This window comes from Nonomuraea sp. NPDC050383 (assembly GCF_044459125.1).
Classification (GTDB): domain Bacteria; phylum Actinomycetota; class Actinomycetes; order Streptosporangiales; family Streptosporangiaceae; genus Nonomuraea.
Genome location: NZ_JBITIP010000001.1, coordinates 429,791 through 447,609, shown reverse-complemented (window position 1 = coordinate 447,609; position 17,819 = coordinate 429,791). Strand labels below are relative to the sequence as shown.

General features: G+C 72.5%; 19 protein-coding genes. 9 read left to right on the top strand and 10 right to left on the bottom strand.

Annotation, left to right across the window (positions count from 1 at the left end):
* Positions 1 to 9: 9 nt before the first annotated feature.
* Genes ACIBG4_RS02025 through dhaK form a run of 3 tightly spaced genes read right to left on the bottom strand, consistent with a single transcriptional unit; the run spans position 10 to position 2,024 of the window.
* Positions 10 to 387: a phosphoenolpyruvate--protein phosphotransferase gene (locus ACIBG4_RS02025; RefSeq protein ID WP_355446298.1), complete on the bottom strand. Its 378-nt coding sequence runs from the start codon at positions 385 to 387 to the stop codon at positions 10 to 12.
* On the bottom strand, positions 387 to 1,043 hold the full coding sequence (gene dhaL / locus ACIBG4_RS02020; RefSeq protein ID WP_355446256.1) for a dihydroxyacetone kinase subunit DhaL: 657 nt from the start codon (positions 1,041 to 1,043) through the stop codon (positions 387 to 389). The genes ACIBG4_RS02025 and dhaL overlap by 1 nt, the downstream gene beginning before the upstream one ends.
* Positions 1,044 to 2,024, bottom strand: coding sequence for a dihydroxyacetone kinase subunit DhaK (gene dhaK, locus ACIBG4_RS02015; protein WP_355446259.1), 981 nt, complete (start codon positions 2,022 to 2,024; stop codon positions 1,044 to 1,046).
* A 105-nt stretch (positions 2,025 to 2,129) separates the two neighbouring features.
* Here dhaK and ACIBG4_RS02010 point away from each other — a divergent pair, with 105 nt between their 5' ends.
* On the top strand, positions 2,130 to 2,882 hold the full coding sequence (locus ACIBG4_RS02010) for a lysophospholipid acyltransferase family protein (protein WP_310711905.1): 753 nt from the start codon (positions 2,130 to 2,132) through the stop codon (positions 2,880 to 2,882).
* A 19-nt stretch (positions 2,883 to 2,901) separates the two neighbouring features.
* Here ACIBG4_RS02010 and ACIBG4_RS02005 read toward each other — a convergent pair whose 3' ends face one another.
* Both ACIBG4_RS02005 and ACIBG4_RS02000 read right to left on the bottom strand, forming a co-directional pair.
* The gene (locus ACIBG4_RS02005; RefSeq protein WP_175599181.1) at positions 2,902 to 3,708 is read right to left on the bottom strand and encodes a serine/threonine-protein kinase; all 807 of its coding nucleotides are present in this window, start codon (positions 3,706 to 3,708) and stop codon (positions 2,902 to 2,904) included.
* A 62-nt stretch (positions 3,709 to 3,770) separates the two neighbouring features.
* Positions 3,771 to 5,036 carry an MFS transporter gene (locus ACIBG4_RS02000; RefSeq protein ID WP_397200263.1) on the bottom strand — a complete coding sequence of 422 codons (1,266 nt, stop codon included), beginning with the start codon at positions 5,034 to 5,036 and terminating at the stop codon, positions 3,771 to 3,773.
* Between the two features lie 68 nt (positions 5,037 to 5,104).
* Here ACIBG4_RS02000 and ACIBG4_RS01995 point away from each other — a divergent pair, with 68 nt between their 5' ends.
* The 4 genes from ACIBG4_RS01995 to ACIBG4_RS01980 all read left to right on the top strand — a co-directional run bounded on the left by ACIBG4_RS01995 (position 5,105) and on the right by ACIBG4_RS01980 (position 8,251).
* Positions 5,105 to 5,749, top strand: coding sequence for an ArsR/SmtB family transcription factor (locus tag ACIBG4_RS01995; RefSeq protein ID WP_397200262.1), 645 nt, complete (start codon positions 5,105 to 5,107; stop codon positions 5,747 to 5,749).
* Positions 5,750 to 5,842: 93 nt separating this feature from the next.
* Positions 5,843 to 6,652, top strand: coding sequence for a hypothetical protein (locus tag ACIBG4_RS01990; RefSeq protein ID WP_397200261.1), 810 nt, complete (start codon positions 5,843 to 5,845; stop codon positions 6,650 to 6,652).
* 117 nt (positions 6,653 to 6,769) lie between these two features.
* Positions 6,770 to 7,642, top strand: a complete 873-nt coding sequence (locus tag ACIBG4_RS01985) for an SAM-dependent methyltransferase (protein ID WP_397200260.1) — start codon at positions 6,770 to 6,772, stop codon at positions 7,640 to 7,642.
* Positions 7,643 to 7,756: 114 nt separating this feature from the next.
* The gene (locus tag ACIBG4_RS01980; RefSeq protein WP_397200259.1) at positions 7,757 to 8,251 is read left to right on the top strand and encodes a DUF6790 family protein; all 495 of its coding nucleotides are present in this window, start codon (positions 7,757 to 7,759) and stop codon (positions 8,249 to 8,251) included.
* Here the strand turns inward: ACIBG4_RS01980 and ACIBG4_RS01975 are convergent.
* The 5 genes from ACIBG4_RS01975 to ACIBG4_RS01955 form a co-directional block, all read right to left on the bottom strand.
* Positions 8,225 to 10,498: an ATP-binding cassette domain-containing protein gene (locus ACIBG4_RS01975; protein ID WP_397200258.1), complete on the bottom strand. Its 2,274-nt coding sequence runs from the start codon at positions 10,496 to 10,498 to the stop codon at positions 8,225 to 8,227. The genes ACIBG4_RS01980 and ACIBG4_RS01975 overlap by 27 nt on opposite strands.
* Before the next feature lie 75 nt (positions 10,499 to 10,573).
* The gene (locus tag ACIBG4_RS01970; protein ID WP_310711897.1) at positions 10,574 to 11,773 is read right to left on the bottom strand and encodes a cytochrome P450; all 1,200 of its coding nucleotides are present in this window, start codon (positions 11,771 to 11,773) and stop codon (positions 10,574 to 10,576) included.
* On the bottom strand, positions 11,770 to 12,543 hold the full coding sequence (locus tag ACIBG4_RS01965) for a VOC family protein (RefSeq protein WP_397200257.1): 774 nt from the start codon (positions 12,541 to 12,543) through the stop codon (positions 11,770 to 11,772). Before ACIBG4_RS01965 ends, ACIBG4_RS01970 begins: the two co-directional genes overlap by 4 nt.
* Positions 12,540 to 13,379 (bottom strand): SDR family NAD(P)-dependent oxidoreductase, encoded by an 840-nt coding sequence (locus ACIBG4_RS01960; RefSeq protein ID WP_397200256.1) that lies wholly within the window; start codon positions 13,377 to 13,379, stop codon positions 12,540 to 12,542. The genes ACIBG4_RS01965 and ACIBG4_RS01960 overlap by 4 nt, the downstream gene beginning before the upstream one ends.
* Complete coding sequence (locus ACIBG4_RS01955) at positions 13,376 to 13,627, bottom strand: acyl carrier protein (protein ID WP_310711892.1); 252 nt, start codon at positions 13,625 to 13,627, stop codon at positions 13,376 to 13,378. The genes ACIBG4_RS01960 and ACIBG4_RS01955 overlap by 4 nt, the downstream gene beginning before the upstream one ends.
* 185 nt (positions 13,628 to 13,812) lie before the next feature.
* Between ACIBG4_RS01955 and ACIBG4_RS01950 the strand changes: the two genes are divergently transcribed.
* From ACIBG4_RS01950 to ACIBG4_RS01935, 4 genes are read left to right on the top strand one after another with little or no spacing between them, the layout of a single operon-like run.
* Positions 13,813 to 14,244, top strand: a complete 432-nt coding sequence (locus ACIBG4_RS01950) for a nuclear transport factor 2 family protein (protein WP_397200255.1) — start codon at positions 13,813 to 13,815, stop codon at positions 14,242 to 14,244.
* Positions 14,241 to 15,701, top strand: coding sequence for an NDP-hexose 2,3-dehydratase family protein (locus tag ACIBG4_RS01945; RefSeq protein WP_397200254.1), 1,461 nt, complete (start codon positions 14,241 to 14,243; stop codon positions 15,699 to 15,701). Before ACIBG4_RS01950 ends, ACIBG4_RS01945 begins: the two co-directional genes overlap by 4 nt.
* 7 nt (positions 15,702 to 15,708) lie before the next feature.
* The gene (locus ACIBG4_RS01940) at positions 15,709 to 17,004 is read left to right on the top strand and encodes an activator-dependent family glycosyltransferase (protein ID WP_355446292.1); all 1,296 of its coding nucleotides are present in this window, start codon (positions 15,709 to 15,711) and stop codon (positions 17,002 to 17,004) included.
* Entirely contained in the window at positions 17,001 to 17,744 is a 744-nt protein-coding gene (locus tag ACIBG4_RS01935) for an SDR family NAD(P)-dependent oxidoreductase (RefSeq protein WP_397200253.1), read from the top strand. Before ACIBG4_RS01940 ends, ACIBG4_RS01935 begins: the two co-directional genes overlap by 4 nt.
* Positions 17,745 to 17,819 lie beyond the last annotated feature (75 nt).

The following is a 17,819-nucleotide window of genomic DNA, read 5'->3' as shown; positions in this document are numbered from 1 at the left end:
CGGCCGCCCTCAGCGCAGCTTCCTGAAGCCGCGGGCCTCCTCGGCCGCCTCCAGCACCGCGTCCAGCGGCAGGCCGGCGCTCGCGGCCACCGCGGCCGCGATCGCGCCCTCCACGAACGGCACGTCGGCCAGCACCGCCCGGCCCGGCTCCTCCACCAGGCGCGCCGTCAGCACCGAGCTGCCCAGGTCGGCGATCAGCACCAGACCGTCGCCCTGGTCGGCGGCGCGCATCGCCCGCTCCACCAGGTCCACGCTGGTGCCCAGGCCGCCGTCCTCGGTGCCGCCCGCCGCCGCGACGGGCGTCGAGGCCCCGGCGATGCCGCGTGCCAGCGCGGCCGTCTCCTCCGCCAGCCCGGCGCTGTGCGCGACCAGAACCAGCCCGACCATCACGCGCCCTCCCGTCTCGCCGCCACGGCGGCCAGCGCGCCCATGATCAGCGCCGACGACGCCGCGCCCGGGTCCTCGTGCCCGACGCTGCGCTCGCCGAGGTAGCTCGCCCGTCCCTTGCGTGCCGTCATCGGCACCGTCGCCCGCGCCCCCTCCGCCGCGGCGGCCGCCGCCCGCGCCAGCGCCTCCGGCGTCTCCACCGCGTCCCGTACGGCCTCCGACAGCGCGCGGGCCGCGGGACCCAGCGCGTCGATCATCGTCTTGTCGCCCTCGGCCGCCTTGCCCAGCCGCTCCACCGCCATGACGCCCGTCCCGAACGCCTCGGCGAACCCGGCCGGCGTCACCGGGTCCGCCAGGGCCTTGCCGATCTGCCGGAGCGCCGAGCCGTACAGGGGGCCGGAGGCGCCGCCGACGCGGCGGATCAGCGTCGAGCCGGCCGTCATGAGCGCCTGCGCGGGCGAGTCGGGCGGCGACTCCCGCAGCGCCCGGAGGACCTCGGTGAAGCCGCGGTCGAGGTTGGTGCCGTGGTCGGCGTCGCCGATGGCGGCGTCCAGCTCGGTCAGCCGCTCCCGGTTCCGGGCGATCTCGCCGGCCGTCTCCTCCAGCCAGGCCACGAAGAACGCGGTGTCCAGCCCCGTGCCCGCCCCGGCGCTCATTCAGCGGCCCCAGCGCAGGGCCGGCGTCTCGACCGGGGCGTCCCACAGCCGCGTCAGCTCGTCGTCCAGCCGGCACACGGTGACCGAGAAGCCCTGCATGTCCAGGCTCGTCACGTAGTTGCCGACCAGCGACCGCGCCACCCGGGCCCCCTTGCCCCGCGCGTACGCCTCCACCTCCGCGAACACCACGTACAGCTCCAGCAGCGGCGTCCCGCCCATGCCGTTCACCATGACGAGCAGGTCGCCCTCCAGCGGCAGGTCGCCGTGGACGGCGTCCATCGCCACGGCCGCCAGCTCCCTGGCCGGCGCGAGCGGCACCCGGCTGCGGCCCGGCTCGCCGTGGATGCCGATGCCGAGCTCGACCTCGTCCGCCGGCAGGTCGAACGTCGGCCTGCCGGCCGCGGGCGTCGTGCAGGAGGTGAGCGCGATGCCGAACGAGCGGCTGCGCCGCCCGACCTCCTCCGCCACGCGCGCCACGTCGGCCAGCGGCGCGCCCTCCTCGGCCAGCGCCCCGGCGATCTTCTCCACGAACAGCGTCGCGCCCGTCCCGCGCCGCCCGGCCGTGTAGAGCGAGTCCTGGACGGCCACGTCGTCCTCGACGAGCACGCCGGTGACCTCGATGTCCTCGCACAGCTCGGCGGCCATCTCGAAGTTCAGCACGTCGCCGGTGTAGTTCTTGACGATGTGGAGCACGCCCGCGCCGCCGTCGGCCGCCCGGGTCGCCTCGATGATCTGGTCGGGCACGGGGGAGGTGAACACCTCGCCCGGGCATGCCGCGTCGAGCATGCCGTACCCGACGAAACCGGCGTGCAGCGGCTCGTGCCCCGAACCGCCGCCGGAGACCAGCCCGACCTTGCCCGCGCGCGGGCCCTCGGCGCGGCAGACCACGTGGTCGCGCACGCGCAGCCCCGGGTGCGCCGCGGCCATCCCGGCCAGGGCGTCGTCGACCAGCGACCCGGCTGAGTTGATGAGCTTCTTCATGGTGTCGAGATGTGCCCGTTTTCACCCCCCGGCAAGCGTCGTGGGGTGGTGCGGAGCACACGGTCCGGCTGCCCATCACGGGGGAACCTAGGCTACCTTCGGCACATGGCTGAGATCGTGTACCCGCCGGTGATCGCCGCCGCGCGGACCCTCTTTCGCGTGCTCGACTACCGCTTCCACCTCGAAGGGACCGAGCACGTGCCGCGCACCGGGGGAGCGGTGCTGGTGAGCAACCACATCAGCTACCTCGACTTCATCTTCGCGGGGTTCGCCGCGGTGCCGTCCAGGCGGCTGGTGCGCTTCATGGCCAAGCAGGACGTGTTCGAGCACCGGATCTCGGGGCCGCTGATGCGCGGCATGCACCACATCCCCGTCGACCGGGGCGCCGGGGCCGGCTCGTACGCGACCGCGCTGCGCAAGCTCAAGGCGGGCGAGGTGGTCGGCGTCTTCGCCGAGGCCACGATCAGCCGGTCGTTCACGGTCAAGGAGATCAAGAACGGGGCCATCCGCATGGCCCAGGCCACGAACGTGCCGCTCATCCCGGTGGCGCTGTGGGGCAGCCAGCGGCTGTGGACCAAGGGCCGGCCCAAGGCGCTGACGCAGCGGCACGTGCCCATCACGATCATCGTGGGGGAGCCGATGCACCCCAAGCGCGGGGAGGACGTCAACGCGCACACGACCGACCTGCACGGCCGGCTGACGGCTCTGGTGGACCGGGCGCAGCGCACGTACCCGGAGATCCCGCAGGGCGTGTGGTGGCAGCCCGCCCATCTGGGCGGCACGGCGCCGACGCCGGAGGAGGCCGCCGCCATGGACGCCGCCGAGGCGGAGGCCCGCGCCAAGCAGGACCAGGACTAGCCGGCCGTACCCGGGGGCGTTAGATCGCGGCCTGGTAGCTGCTGGCGCGCATGCCCGCCAGCAGCCCCGCCGTCTGCTCCGGCGTGAAGCGGCGCACCGGGTCCGGGTGCAGCAGCCCCTCGATGAGCGGCCGCAGCACCCCGGCGCGGCGCGGCGGCGGGTAGCCGCCGCTGCGGGCCATGCCGAGCACCGTCGCCGCGTCCTGGCCCGGGTAGGGCGGCTGCCCCTCCACGGCGCTGTAGAGCGTGGCGCCGAACGACCACATGTCGGCCTCCTTGCTGGCCGGCCCGCCGTGCAGCCTCTCGGGCGCCATGAACGCCGGAGTGCCCCGCAGCCTGCGGGAGGTCGTCATCCGGATGTCGCCCTCGGCCGTGGCGATGCCGAAGTCGGTCAGCACCACGCGGTCGCCCGTCAGCATGACGTTGGCCGGCTTCACGTCGCGGTGCAGCACCCCGGCCTGGTGCGCGGTGCGTAACGCGGCGAGCAGGTGCTGCCCGATCGCGGCCACGGACTGGGCGGGCAGCGTGCCCACCTGTGAGAGCAGTTGGTGGAGGGAGAGCCCGTCGAGGTACTCCATGACGATCCAGAGCTTGCCGCCCTCTTCGATGAGGTCGTGGACCGTGATGATGTTCGGGTGCGTGAGGCGGGCGGCCATCCTGGCCTCCCGGAGGACACGACGGCGCACCATCTCGGCCTCGCCGGTCAGCGTCAGCTCCTTGAGCGCGACCTCACGATGGAGTAGCTGGTCGAATGCCCGCCAGACGACTCCCATACCGCCACGACCGGCCTCCTCGGTCAGGAGGTACCGTCCGCCGATCTCCCGCATGCCATCCCCTCGTTGCCCGAGGTAATCATGTCATCTCACCACAGGTCATAGTGTGCCGAAAGCTAGGCGGATGTGCGGTGAACTGAATGATCGCTGGTCAGCGGCATGGAAAATGGTTCACGCGCGACACGCCACACGAGCCCGACGCCGGCCAGGCAGACGCCCGCGGACCCCAGGAACACCGCAGGCAGCCCCGCGATCTCCCCCAGGAGCCCGCCGAGCGCGGCCCCCACGGGCATCCCGCCCATCCCGACCAACCGGTACGCCGAGTTGACGCGGCCGAGCAGGGCGGCCGGGATGAGCCGCTGCCGGGTGGACACCACGAGCACGTTCGCGGCGCCGCCGGTGACCCCCCACACGACGGCGACCGGGTACAGCAGCCACCCGACGGGCACCAGCACGGGCACCAGGTACAGCAGGGCGGAGACCAGCCACACGGTCAGCAGGGTCCTGCCCTCGCCCAGCAGCCGGGTCAGCCGCTCGGCCACCAGCGACCCGGCCACGGACCCGGCGGCCAGCGCGGTCATCATGAGGCCGTAGCCCTGCGGCGTCAGCCCCACCCGCGACCCTTCGCCGACGAGCCACAGCACGAGGACGCCGAAGTAGGCGGCGCTGGCGGTGTTCATCAGGCCGGCGGAGACGGCCAGGGTCCGCAGGAAGCGGTGCCCCCAGAGGTAGCGCAGGGCCTCCGCGATGTCCCGCCCCACACCGCCCTGGCGCCGTGCCTCCCCGGTCGTGCCGGAGGCGGCCGCGACCGGGGAGTAGCGGCCGCGCATGCCCAGCAGCAGCAGCCCCGCCGCGCCGTACAGCGCCGCCGGGGCGCCGAAGACGGCCGCCGGCACGAGCGCCACCAGGAAGCCGGCCAGCGGCGCGCCCAGGAAGTCGTTGCCGATCATCTGCGCGCTCACCACGCGGCCGTTGGCGGCCGTGAGCCGGTCCTGGGGCACCGTCATCGGCAGGATCGTCTGGGCGGAGGTGTCCGCGAAGACCTCCGACACCCCGGCGACCAGCAGAAGCCCCAGCATGAGCCACAGGTTCAGCAGGCCCGACACGGCCAGCGCCCCGCCCGCCGCCAGCACCGCGGCGCGGGCGCCGTTGGCGAGCACCATGACGCGCCGCCGGTCCGTACGGTCGGCGATCGCCCCGGCGTGCAGCGCGAACAGCAACCAGGGCAGCGTGACGGCGGCCCCCACGAGCGAGACCTGCGTCGGCGACCGGGTCAGCGAGACCGCCAGCAGTGGCGCCCCCACCTTCAGCACGCCGTCCGCCAGGTTGGACGACGCCGTCGAGGACCACAGGAACGTGAACGCGCGCCCGAGACGCGGCATGGGGGCCTCCGCTAGTGTGTAAGAGAAAGTGTGCATAGGTTTCTTTGCAAAGATAGGTGTGCACAGCTGTGCAAAGCAAGAGCTTTTCCGCGCGGACCCTCGACGCCAAGGCGCTGAAGTCGTTCGCCCATCCACTGCGCCTGCGCCTGTACGAGCTGCTCGACGAGCACGGCCCCTCCACCGCCACCCGCCTGGCCGCGCTCCTCGGGCTGAACACCGGCGCCACCAGCTACCACCTCAGGGAGCTGGCCCGGCACGGCATGATCGAGACGGTCCCGGAGCTGGGGAAGGGCAAGGAGAAGTACTGGCGGATCGTGCCGGGCGGCTTCTCGTACGGCACTTCGCCCCAGGACGACCCGGAGACGGCGAGCGCGCTCGAGTTCCTGCTGGACGACCTCATCCGGCAGCGCGGCGAGGAGCTGACGCGCTGGCGCGACGAGGAGGCGACGACCCCCGAGGAATGGGTGCAGGCCGGCGGCCTGGCCCGCCGATCGCTCCGGCTGACGCGGGAGGAGACGGTGGAGATGCGCGACGAGGTCATGGAGGTCCTGGATCGGTACCGCGTCATGGCGGACCGGCGGCTGGCGGGCTCCCCGGGTGAGCCGGACCCGTCGCTGGAGCATGTGGTGGTGCACTTCGACGTGCTCCCGGTGGGAGTGGGCCCCGCTTCCGGCGACGCGGACCCGCCGGGCGACGGTGTGGAGGGACCGTGACGGCCCGGTGTCCGCCGGAATGCTTGATCGACTTTGTGGAGGCGGCCCTCTAGGGTGGTGCGTTCGGTCCCCCCACCCCCCAGGACGTGCCGCATGCCCCGCCGTCACCTGTTGAGCACTCCCGCCCTGCTGGTCGCGGGCGGGTACCTCGTCGCGCTGGCGGTCGCCACCGTGATCGCGTTGACCGCCGGTGACCTCGGCGTGTTGTCGCGGGTCACCCTGTCCGTGGCAGCGGGCGAGGGCGTCGCGGCGACGTGGCCGAACGTGCTCGCCCTGGTGCCGGCCGGCATGGCGGTGGCCTGGGCGCTGTGGCAGGGCCTGCGCGGGCCGCTGGCCGGTCCACCGCCCGAGCTGGACCGGGACACGCGCCGGCTGCGGGTGACGCTGTACGCCGCGGCGGCCTCCTGGCTGCTCTTCCCGCTCATGGCGTCCTGGCCCTGGTGGGCGGCGGTGCTCGACACCGTGGTGATGTCGGTGCTCGTGCTGCGGTTCCACCCGGTGCTGGCACGCGACCTGGCGCATGCCGATCGCGTGCGGGCCGTGGGCGTGGTGGGGTACGGAGGTAGCGCCGCCGCCGCGCTCCTTGAGGTCCTGGACTGGCCCGTGCCGGGCCTGCTGCCCGTGATCTGCGGCCTGGCCGCTCTGATCTGGACCGTGCTGGTCCTGCGGGCACAGCGGCGGGACGGCCGCTGGCAGCCCGCCACCGTCCGGTACGGCATCGTCTCTCTGGTCCTGGCGCTGGCTGCCCCACTGATCGGCCTGCTGCCCTTCGGCCCGGACACCCTCTTGGACGCCGCCGCGGCGGTCGGCGGCGCCCTGGGGATGGTCTGGCTGGCCCGCTCCTCCCACGACCTCGCCGATCCGCGCCACCAGCCGGCCCCGCACCCGTCCACCGCGATATGACGGCGAGGGCCGCGGGCCAGAACGCGTAGCGTGCTCATGTCACCACGCTGGGTATGGGCAACGTAAAGTGTTTGCTACAGTACGGTGAGTGTCCGAGCCCTCTCCGTAGGAGCCCGCGTGCCCGACGCCCCCGCCGTTCTCGACCCGGACCTGGACCTCGCGCTCCGGCTGGACCTCGACGTCGTCCAGTCCGGTGACGTCGCGGCCGCCGTCAGGGCTCAGGAGTGCGCGCTGCCCGATCCGATGGTCGCCGATCCGTACGCGCACCTCTTCGTCGACGAGACCGTCCAGAGGAGGACCCGGGCCCTCGACCTGATCGGCATGACGCGGGGCGCCGTGGCCATCCGGGGGCGGCTCGGCGACGAGGTGATGGCCGGGGCCGTGGCGCGCGGGGTGCGCCAGGTGGTCGTGCTCGGCGCCGGGTGCGACACCCGTGCGTGGCGCTGCGGCCTGCCCGCCGACCTCGTGCTGTTCGAGGTGGACGGCGATCCCCGGCGGCAGCGCGCCAAGGTGCGCATGCTGGCCGCCGCGGGCGCCCGCGCGCACCGCCATCACCGGCTGGTCACCGCCGACCTGTCCCGGCCGTGGTGCGGACACCTGCTGGAGGCCGGGTTCGACCCCGGGGCGCCCACCCTCTGGCTGGCCGAGGGGCTGACCTACTTCTTCGGCGACACGGCTCTCGAGCGGCTGGCCTCCGACGTCTCGGCCCTGTCGGTGCCGGGCTCCGTGCTGGTGGCCGACGTGACGGGGCCCGGCTACTACACCGCCGGTTACGGCGACCGGTTCGTCGCCTACATGCGGACCCTCGGCGCGTTCAACGGGCCCGTCGATCCGTACCGCTGGCTGAGCCCGCACGGGTGGCACGTCGACACCTACGACAGCGGGATGCTCGCGAGCGGTCTGTGCCCGTGGCTGCCCGGCCCCGTGCCGGACCGGCTGCTGCGCTCCCAGTACGGCTTCCTGTACGTCCACGCGCGGCTGGATTCCTAGCCCGGAGGCCGGACCGGCGGGGGCTCCGGCGTCACGCCTCCCCGGCGACCGCGCTCCCCGACACGCCTGGCCCGGTGCGACGTCCCTGCTCAGCGGTGTTCGTAGGGTGCTGGTATGGGGTTCTTCGTCGTCACGTTCCTGGGCCTGGTGGTCGGCGCGCTGGTTCACACGCTGCTCGACCGGGCCCCCGGGCGGCGCACCCGGCCCCGCGTGATCGAGCTGTGGCTGCTGTGGTTCGTGGCCGGCGGCGGCGTGCTGTCCATGATCGGCGGGCTCGGGCACATCGGCCCCTACGCGCCGCAGGTCGCCGCCAGCATCGGGTGGGCGCACAGCCCCTTCCAGTGGGAGGTGGGGTGGGCCGACATCGCCGTCGGGCTCATCGGGTTCCTGAGCATCTGGAACCGGGGGTCGTTCATGACCGCCGCCGTGATCGCCATGGCCGTCCTCTACTGGGGTGACGCCATCGGCCACGTCATGCAGTGGGCCGCCCACGGCAACACGGCGCCGAACAATGTCTGGACCATCCCGACGGACGCGCTGCAGCCGCTGATCAGCGTCGCCCTGCTGATCCTGTACCGGCGCTCAGGCCGGGCGGCCGCCGTTCAGTGACGCGCGCAGGCACTCGGCGGTCAGCGAGTTCCGGGCCTCCAGCAGCCCGAGCGGCGTCCCCTCGAACATGACCTCCCCGCCGGCGCTGCCCCCGCGCGGGCCCAGGTCGATGATCCAGTCCGCCTTCTTCACGACGTCGAGGTTGTGCTCGATGACGATGACGGTGTTGCCGGTGTCCACGAGGTGGTCGATGACGGCCATGAGGCTGTCGATGTCTGACATGTGCAGGCCGGTGGTCGGCTCGTCCATGACGTAGACGGTGCCCTTCTTGCCCAGCTCCGTGGCCAGCTTGATGCGCTGGCACTCGCCGCCCGACAGCGTGTTGAGCGGCTGGCCGAGCTGGAGATAGCCGAGCCCGACGTCCACGATCGACCGGAGCGTCTCGGCGATCCGCGGCTCCCGGAAGAAGTCGGCCGCCTCGGCCGCACTGAGCGCCAGCACCTCGCTGATGTCGCGCCCGCGCAGCTTGTGGCGCAGGACCTCCTCGGTGAACCGCTTGCCGGAGCACACCTCGCACAGGGTGATCATGGGGTCCATGAACGCCAGGTCGGTGTAGATGACGCCCTCGCCCTGGCAGGCCGGGCAGGCGCCGGAGGAGTTGAAGCTGAACAGGGAGGCGCTGACCCGGTTGGCCTTGGCGAACAGCCGCCGGATCTCGTCCATGATGCCGGTGTAGGTCGCCGGGTTGGAGCGCCGGTTGGTGGTCACGGCCGACTGGTCGATCATGACCGCCGAGGGGTGCTGATCGCGGAAGACCTTGTGGATCAGCGTGCTCTTGCCGGAGCCCGCGACGCCGGTGACGACGGTGAGCACGCCGGTGGGGATCTCGACGGTGATGTTCTTGAGGTTGTGCAGCGAGGCGTTCTTCACGGCCAGGTGCCCGGTGGGCCGGCGGAACTCCTCCTTGATCGGGAGCTGCTTGCGCATGCAGGCGCCGGTGAGCGTGTCGGCGCGGTGGAGTCCCTCGATGTCGCCCTGGTAGACGATCTCGCCGCCGTGGCGCCCCGCCTTGGGGCCGAGGTCGATGACGTGGTCGGCGATCTCGATGACGTCGCGGTCGTGCTCGACCACCAGCACGGTGTTGCCCTTGTCGCGGAGCTGCCGCATCAGGGTGGTGAGCTTGTTGACGTCGTGCGGGTGCAGGCCGATCGTCGGCTCGTCGAAGATGTAGGCGACCTCGACCAGGGAGCTGTTGAGGTGGCGGATCATCTTGATCCGCTGGGACTCGCCGCCCGACAGGGTCGAGGTCTCGCGGCTGAGGGTGAGGTAGTCGAGCCCGAGGTCCACCATGTGGCCGAGCCGTTCGAGCAGGTTGTCGCGCAGCGTCGTCACCCGGGTGGAGCTGATCTCCCTGACGGCCTCCATCAGGTCGCCGATCTCCAGCGCGGAGAACTCGGCGATGTTGCGGCCGTTGATCCGGCAGCTCAGCACCTCCTTGTTGAGCCGCCGGCCGTCGCAGGTGCGGCAGGGCGACACCGACACCACGCGTTCGAGCGCGGCGCGGTTCTTGGCGCTCATCTCCTCGGGGCTCTTGCGGATGTAGAGCCGGTCGAACTTGGGGACGAGGCCCTCGTACTTGGAATTGATCTGCCCGCCCTGCCATTCGAGCGGGACGGACCCCTCGGCGCCGTGGAGCAGGGCGTCCCATTCTTTGTCGGTGTAGTCGCGGAGTTTCTTGTCGACGTCGAAGAGGCCGGAATTGGCGTACAGCTTCCAGAACCAGCCGCCGACCGCGAACGCCGGATGGTCGATGGCGCCCTCGCCGAGCGAGCGGGACCTGTCGAGGAGCTTGTCGAGGTCGAGCTGGACGCGCCTGCCCAGCCCCTCGCAGTCCATGCACATGCCGGCGGGGTCGTTGAAGGAGAAGGAGTTGGAGTAGCCCACGTAGGGCTCGCCCGCGCGGGAGAACAGCAGCCGGAGCAGCGCGTACAGGTCGGTGATGGTGCCGACCGTGGAGCGGGAGTTCCCGCCGATCCGCTTCTGGTTGATGATGATCGCGGTGGACAGGCCCTCGATGGTGTCCGCGTCCGGCTGCCCGTACTTGGGCAGCCGGTTGCGGACGAACGCGGTGAACGTCTCGTTGAGCTGACGCTGGGATTCGGCCGCGATGGTGTCGAACACCAGCGACGATTTTCCTGAACCGGACACGCCGGTGAAAACGGTTATCTCATGTTTGGGCACCTCGACCGAGATGTCCTTGAGGTTGTTCTCCCGCGCCCCATGAATGGTGATGTACTTCGGCTGCATACAGGTCCCCGCCTCCGGTGAAATGGCCTCCTGTTCACGCTAGAGGAGAACCCGGTCACATCCTGACCGCATATTTCAGCGCGGCCGTAACCAGGCGGGCAGCTCGGTGAGCCGGGCGGTCTGCGATCCCTTCCGCCCCCAGCGCAGGTCCTCGAACGGCACGGCGAGCCGCGCGCCGGGGAAGTCCTCCCGCAGGACGCTGATCATGACCCGAGACTCCAGCTGCGCGAGCTGCTCGCCGATGCAGTAGTGGGCGCCGTCGCCGAACGTCAGCCGCCGGCTCGCCGGGTCCGCCCGGTCGGCGTTGATGCCCTCGATGTCGATCAGGACCGGCGCGCCCGGAGGCAGCAGCGTCCCGCCGAGCACCACCTCCTGCGCGGCGAAGCGCCACAGCGTGTACGGCACGGGCGGGTGCTCGCGCAGCATCTCCTCCACGAAGGTCCCCGGGTCGGCGTCGGGGGCGAGGTGCCCGGCCAGGGTCTCGGCGAGCAGGAACCCGAGGAAGGACCCGGTCGTGTCGTGCCCCGCGAAGATCAGCCCCATGATCATGTAGATGAGCTTGTCGGGCGGCACCTCGCCGAACTCGGCCACGGCCCGCTCGTACAGGACCCTGGTCATCGTGTCGGCCGTGCCCTCGATCGCCGAGCCGACGGCCTGGGACAGCAGGTCCTCCAGGGCCGAGGTGTCGTACTCGGCGTCGCTCGCGGTGCCCAGCGCGAGCGCCTTCATCGCGCCGACGGCCTTCCTGGCCATGGCCGGGTCGGTCACCGGCACGCCCAGCAGGTCTGAGATGACCAGCAGGGGGAAGTTGTAGGCGAACCCGTCGATCAGCTCGGCCGGCGTACCCGAGGCGTCGGAGGCGTCGGCCAGGTCGGTGAACAGGTTGCGGGCGATCGTCGTGACGCGGTCCGCCGAGGCGGCCAGCCGGCGCGGGTTGAAGGCGGGGGCGTGCACGCGGCGCAGCCGCCGGTGGTCCTCGCCGTCCACCGCGATCAGGGTGAACGGCCGGTACTCGGGGGCGGGGCTGTCGAGCCCGTCCTCGATCCCGTGCCACGCCTCCGGCGCCAGCCCCGGATCCTTGACGAACCGGGGGTCGGCCAGCACCGACTTGGCCAGCGTGTAGTCCGTGACCACCCACACCGGGCCGCCCGCGGGAGCCTGCGCCCGCACCAGCGGGCCGCCGGCCCGCAGCTGGTCGTGCACCTGCGGCTTCTCGCGCATCGACTGCATCGGGCACTCGAACGGATTGACCTCGACCACGGGCTCGGCGCTCACGACAGCACCGAGAACCCGGCGCCGTGCGGGTCGAGCAGGTCGGCCCGGCGTCCCAGCGGCGTGTCGGTGGGCGGGTTCTCCACGGAGCCGCCCAGCTCGACGGCCCGCCGCGCCGTCTCGTCGCAGTCGGCGACGCCGAACGTGACCGCCCAGTACGGCCGGACCGCCCCGGTCTCGCCCAGCTTCCGCACGCCGCCCACGGTCCTGCCCTCCACCTGCCAGACCGTGCCGCCCGCGCCGGGGGCGGTGGTCAGGCCGAGCGTGTCGCGGTAGAACGACGCGGCGCCCTCCGCGTCCGTGGTGACCAGCTCCACCCAGCGCACCGAGCCGGGCCGCCCCATCACGTCGGCCCCCTGCATCGCCATCGGCTCCCACACGGCGAACGCGGCGCCCGCCGGGTCGGCGTAGACGGCCATCCGGCCCAGTCCCATGACCTCCATCGGCGTCATGATGGTCTCCCCGGCGGCCTTCGGCACCCGCTCGTCCAGCGCCTCGGCGTCGTCGGTGGTGAAGTAGACGGTCCAGATGGCCGGCATGCCCTGCTGCTGGTCGGGGCCGTAGGGGCGGTGGTACGGGGTGTCGATCTGGTGGTAGGCCACCGCCGCGACCAGCTTGCCGTCGTGGTGGAAGGTCGTGTAGCCGCCCGCCTCGGGCTCGCTGATCTCGGTCGCCGTCCAGCCCAGCAGCCCGGTGTAGAAGGCCACCGAGGCCGCCACGTCCGGCGAGCCCAGGTCGAACCAGGACGGCGAGCCGGGAGCGTATGTGGTCACAATGATTCCCTTTCACTGATGGCGGCGGCGCTGGCGTCCCAGAGCCGCGCGGCGAGGTCGGCGCCGGCCGTCGGGCCCTTCACCGGGTGCGGCCGGCGGTCCATGTAGTAGCCGCCGGGCGCGATCCCGTCGGCGGGGGCCGTGGCCAGCCACAGAAGCGTGTCCGCGGCCCGGTCGGGCGTGCGCAGCAGCGGGTTGAAGCGGAAGTACCAGGACGCGATCGTGCCCCGGCCGATGAGCGTGCGGACCTCGCCGGGATGGAAGCTGACCGCGAGCACGTCGGGCCAGCGCCTGGCGGCCTCCGCGGCGAACAGGATGCCGGCCTGCTTGGACGCGCCGTACGCCCGGCCCGCGCCGTAGCGGGCCTGCTCGGCGTTGAGGTCGTCCGGGTCCAGCCGGCCGGTGGTGTACGCGTCGGAGGAGGTGACGATCAGCCGCCCGCCGGCCAGCCGGTCGCGCAGCAGGTGCGCCAGCAGGAAGCCGGACAGGTGGTTGACCTGGATCGTGCTCTCGAAGCCGTCGGCGGTGAGCGTGCGCGTCCGGAACATGCCGCCCGCGTTGCTCGCCAGCACGTCGATGTGCTCGTAGCGGCCGCGCAGGTCCTCGCCGGCCGCGCGGACGTCGTCGAGCCGGGCGAAGTCGGCCCCCAGCCCGTACGCCCGGACCCGGCCGACCTCGGTCAGCTCGCTGACGACGGACCTGAGCCTGGCCGGGTCCCGCCCGACGGCGACCACGTGGGCCCCGCGCCGGGCGAAGCCGACGGCGGCGGCGCGCCCGATCCCCGAGGTGGCGCCGGTGACCACCACCGTGCGGCCGGCCAGCTCCCGGGCCGTCACGCCCGTCCCAGCTCGCCGACGAACTCCACGAGCTCCTTGGGGGTGGTGATGTCCCCGAGCTCGCTGTCCGGCAGCTTGCGCCCGCACGCGCGCTCCACGTGGTGGACGATCTCCAGGAGCGCCAGCGAGTCGTAGCCGAGATCCTCGAAGGTCCTGGTCTCGAACCCGTCGACCAGCTCGATCGTGTCGTCGTCGCCCGCGACCTGCCGCATGATCTGCTTCAGCTCGCCGAGACTGAACTGGGTCATCTTCCCGCCTCTTCGTCGTCGGCTGTTTCCGGGGGGCGGCGGTCCGCCCGCGATCAGCTTGGCGACGCTCCGTGCAGTCGCGCTGGAACGGCGATGGACTATCGCTTGTCAGGCGCCCCTCCAGCCGCGGACGGGATCGTGAGGCCGCACGACCGACTCGCGGAGGGCAGGCCGAGATGAACGCGGTGAACGCTGTGAACGCACAGCAGAACGAGGCTCAGTACGTCGAGGCGCAGCACTTCTACGCACGCCAGATGCAGCTCCTGGACGCGGGATCGACCGACGAGTGGGCCGCCACGTTCACCGAGGACGGCGTCTTCGAGGTCGGCGGCACCGCGGTCCACGGCTCCGGGGAGATCGCCAAGGCGGCCCGCAAGGTCGCGGACGAGTTCGCCGCGGCGAAGATCGTCCGCAGGCACTGGATCGGGATGCTGACCGTGACCCCCGACGGGGAGGAACTGACGGCCCGCAGCTACGCCCTGGTGCTGGAGATCCCCGACGGCGGCGACGTCGTGGTGAGGCGCAGCACCGTGTGCACCGACCGGCTGGTCCGGTCGGACGGCGGCTGGCGGGTCAGGCACCGCCGGGTGAGCCGGGACGGGCTGGACCCCGCATGAGCGGCGTCCCGCCCACCTACGCGATCCGGTCCCGGCCCAACGGGCGGCTGACGGCCCGCATCGCCCGGTCCATGCTGGCCGGCGACGGGCTGGAGACGTTCTGGTCCTGGTACACCGAGCGGGCCGCGCGCAGCACCCACCGCGTCACGCGCGTCCCCCTGGACGAGCTGGCCGGATGGACCCGCGACCCGGAGACGGGCGACCTCGGCCACGACAGCGGCAAGTTCTACAGCGTCACCGGCATCGACGTGCACATCCCGGGCGCCCCGGTGCCGCGCTGGAGCCAGCCCATCATCGTCCAGCCCGAGGTCGGCATCCTGGGCATCCTGGTCAAGGAGTTCGACGGGGTGCTGCACTGCCTGATGCAGGCCAAGTTCGAGCCCGGCAACGCCAACGGGCTGCAGCTGTCGCCCACGGTCCAGGCCACGAAGAGCAACTTCCAGCGGGTGCACCGCGGCAAGGCGGTGCCGTACCTGGAGTTCTTCCGCGACAGCGCGCGGCACGGGGTGCTCGCCGACGTGCTCCAGTCGGAGCAGGGCGCGTGGTTCTACCAGAAGCGCAACCGCAACATGATCGTCGAGGTGGACGGCGACGTCCCGGTGGGCGAGAACTTCATCTGGCTCACCCTGGGGCAGCTCCACCGGCTCCTGAGCGTGGAGAACCTGGTCAACATGGACACCCGCACGGTGCTGTCCTGCCTGCCCTTCACCAGCCAGGACAGCCATCCCCTGATCGTCGTCCCGGAGGACGACTTCCACCAGGCGCTGGTGCGCTCGTGCAGCGCCGTGGAGGGCAGCCTGCACTCCATGCCGGAGATCCTCAGCTGGATCACCGGCATCAGGGCGCAGTCGGAGGTGGTCACCCGGGTCACGCACCTGACGCGCGTGCCCCGATGGCACCGGGCGGACGGGGTCATCGCGCACGAGAGCGGCCTGTTCTTCCGGGTGATCGGCGTGGACGTGGCCGGCGGCTCGCGGGAGGTCGCCTCGTGGAGCCAGCCGATGATCGAGCCGTCGGGCAACGGCATCGTGGCGTTCGTCGTCCGCCGGATCGACGGGGTGCTGCACGTCCTCGTGCACGCCCGCGTCGAGCCCGGCTACGTCAACGTGATGGAGCTGGCGCCCACCGTGCAGTGCACCCCGGGCAACCTGGGGGCGCTGCCGCCCGAGGCCCGCCCCCGGTTCCTGGACGTCGTGCTGAACGCCCCGCCCGAGCTGGTGAGGTACTCGGTGGCGCTGTCGGAGGAGGGCGGCCGCTTCTACAACGCCGTCAACACGTACGTCGTGGTCGAGGCGGACGTGGACGTGGTGGACGGCGCCGACTACCGCTGGATGACCCTGCACCAGCTCGCCGAGCTGCTCCGGCACAGCAACTACCTCAACGTGCAGGCGCGCAGCCTGGTGGCCTGCCTGCACAGCCTCTCCTCGCCGTCCGTCGCCGCCCAGGTCCGAAGGTGAGATGCCGATGCGTGTCCTGTTCACCACGTTCGCCGCGCCGTCCCACTTCTACGCCCAGGTCACCGTGGCCTCGGCGCTGCGCACCGCCGGCCACGAGGTCGTCGTCGCCAGCCAGCCGGACCTGGCCGACACCATCGCGGCCGCGGGCCTGCCCGCGGTCTCCGTCGGCCCGTGGCTGGAGCTGGAGCCGGAGACGCAGAAGGCCACCTCCAGCTTCTCCGACGACCGCAACCTCGGCGGGCTGGCCATGAGCAACTCCCGCCACGACCCGTTCCCCTGGGAGCACGCCATCGGCATGTTCAGCGCGATGACGGCGTTCGTGTTCCAGAACGTGTGCGCCGAGCCCATGGTGGACGACCTCGTGGCGCTGGCCCGTGACTGGCGGCCGGACCTGGTGATCTGGGACCCGCTGACGCTGGCGGGGCCCGTGGCGGCCCGGGTCGTCGGCGCCGCCCACGCCCGGCTGCTGTTCGGGCCCGACCAGATGGGGCGCAACCGTATCCGCTTCCGCGAGATGCTCGACCGGCGGCCGCCGGAGCTGAGGGACGACCCGCTGGCCGAGTGGCTCGACTGGACGCTCGGCCGGCACGGCGAGCGGGTCCGCGAGCACGACGAGGAGCTGGTGCTCGGCCAGTGGACCATCGACCCGACCCCGGCCTCCCTGCGCATCCCGCTCGACCTGCACTATGTGGGCGTGCGCTACGTGCCCTACAACGGGCGCTCCGTCCTGCCCGGCTGGCTGCGGGAGCCGCCGCCGTACCCGCGGCGGATCTGCCTGACGCTGGGCGTGTCGCTGGGCGAGGTCGAGGACGGCGGCACGGTCGCCGCCGCCGACCTGCTCGCCGCGGTGGACGGGCTGGACGTCGAGGTGGTCGCCCTGCTGCCCGCCGACCTGCGCGAGCGGCTGGGCACCCTGCCGGCGAACGTGCGGGCCGTCGACTTCGTGCCGCTCAACGCGCTGCTGCCGTCGTGCGACGCGATCGTGCACCACGGCGGCTCCGGCACGTTCATGACGGCGCTCGCCCACGGCGTCCCGCAGCTCATCGTCCCCGACATGATGTGGGACTCCATGGAGAAGGCCACGGGGCTGGCCGCCTGCGGGGCCGGCACGTACATCGAGGACCAGGACAAGCTGTCGCCCGAGCGGCTGCGCGAGCGGATCCTCGGGCTGCTCGACGACCCGTCCTACGCCGCCGCGGCGGCGCGGATGCGGGCCGAGGTGGTCGGCACGCCGAGCCCCAACGACATCGTTCCGGTCCTGGAACGGCTCACGCTGCTGCACAGGGAGGGGAAGGCCGGATGAGCGGGACGGCGATCGTCACCGGGGGCGGGTCGGGCATCGGGCGGGCCACCGCGCACGCCTACGCCGAACGGGGCTGGGGCGTGCTCGTCGTCGGCCGCGACGCCGGCGCGCTCAAGGAGACTGCGGCGGGCCACGACCGCGTGCAGCCGTTCAGCGCCGACCTGACGGACAGCGGCGCGCCCGAGGCCGTGGCCGAGGCCGCCAGACAGCGCTTCGGCCGCGTCGACGTGCTGGTCAACAACGCGGGCGCGGGCGTCTTCGGCGCGCTGGGCGGCCTCGACCGGGCCCAGGTGGAGGCGCAGGTCGCGGTCAACCTCGTCGCGCCGGTCATGCTCACCCAGGCCGTCCTCGACGATCTCGCCGCCACCGGGGGAGTGGTGGTCAACGTCAGCTCGGCCGGCTCCCTCGGGCTGCGCTCCTGGCCGCACAACGCGGTGTACGGGGCCACGAAGGCGGGCCTGGACGTGCTGACCCGGTCCTGGGCCGTCGAGCTGGGGCCGCGCGGGATCCGGGTGGTCGGCCTGGCCCCCGGGATCGTGAACACGGCCGCCGGGGTCCGGGCGGGGATGTCCGAGGAGGACTACGCCGCGTTCCTGGAGGGGATGCGCGGGCGGATCCCGGCCGGGCGGGTCGGGCGGCCGGAGGAGATCGCCTGGTGGATCGTCCAGATCACCTCCCCGGAGGCCGCCTACGCCAGCGGCACGGTGTTCGCCGTCGACGGAGCCCTCTCGGTGACCTGAGGCCGGAGCACCACGGCGGGCCGCGTCCCCGGAGGGACGCGGCCCCCCCCGCGGCCCCGCCGGCGCCCCCGCCCC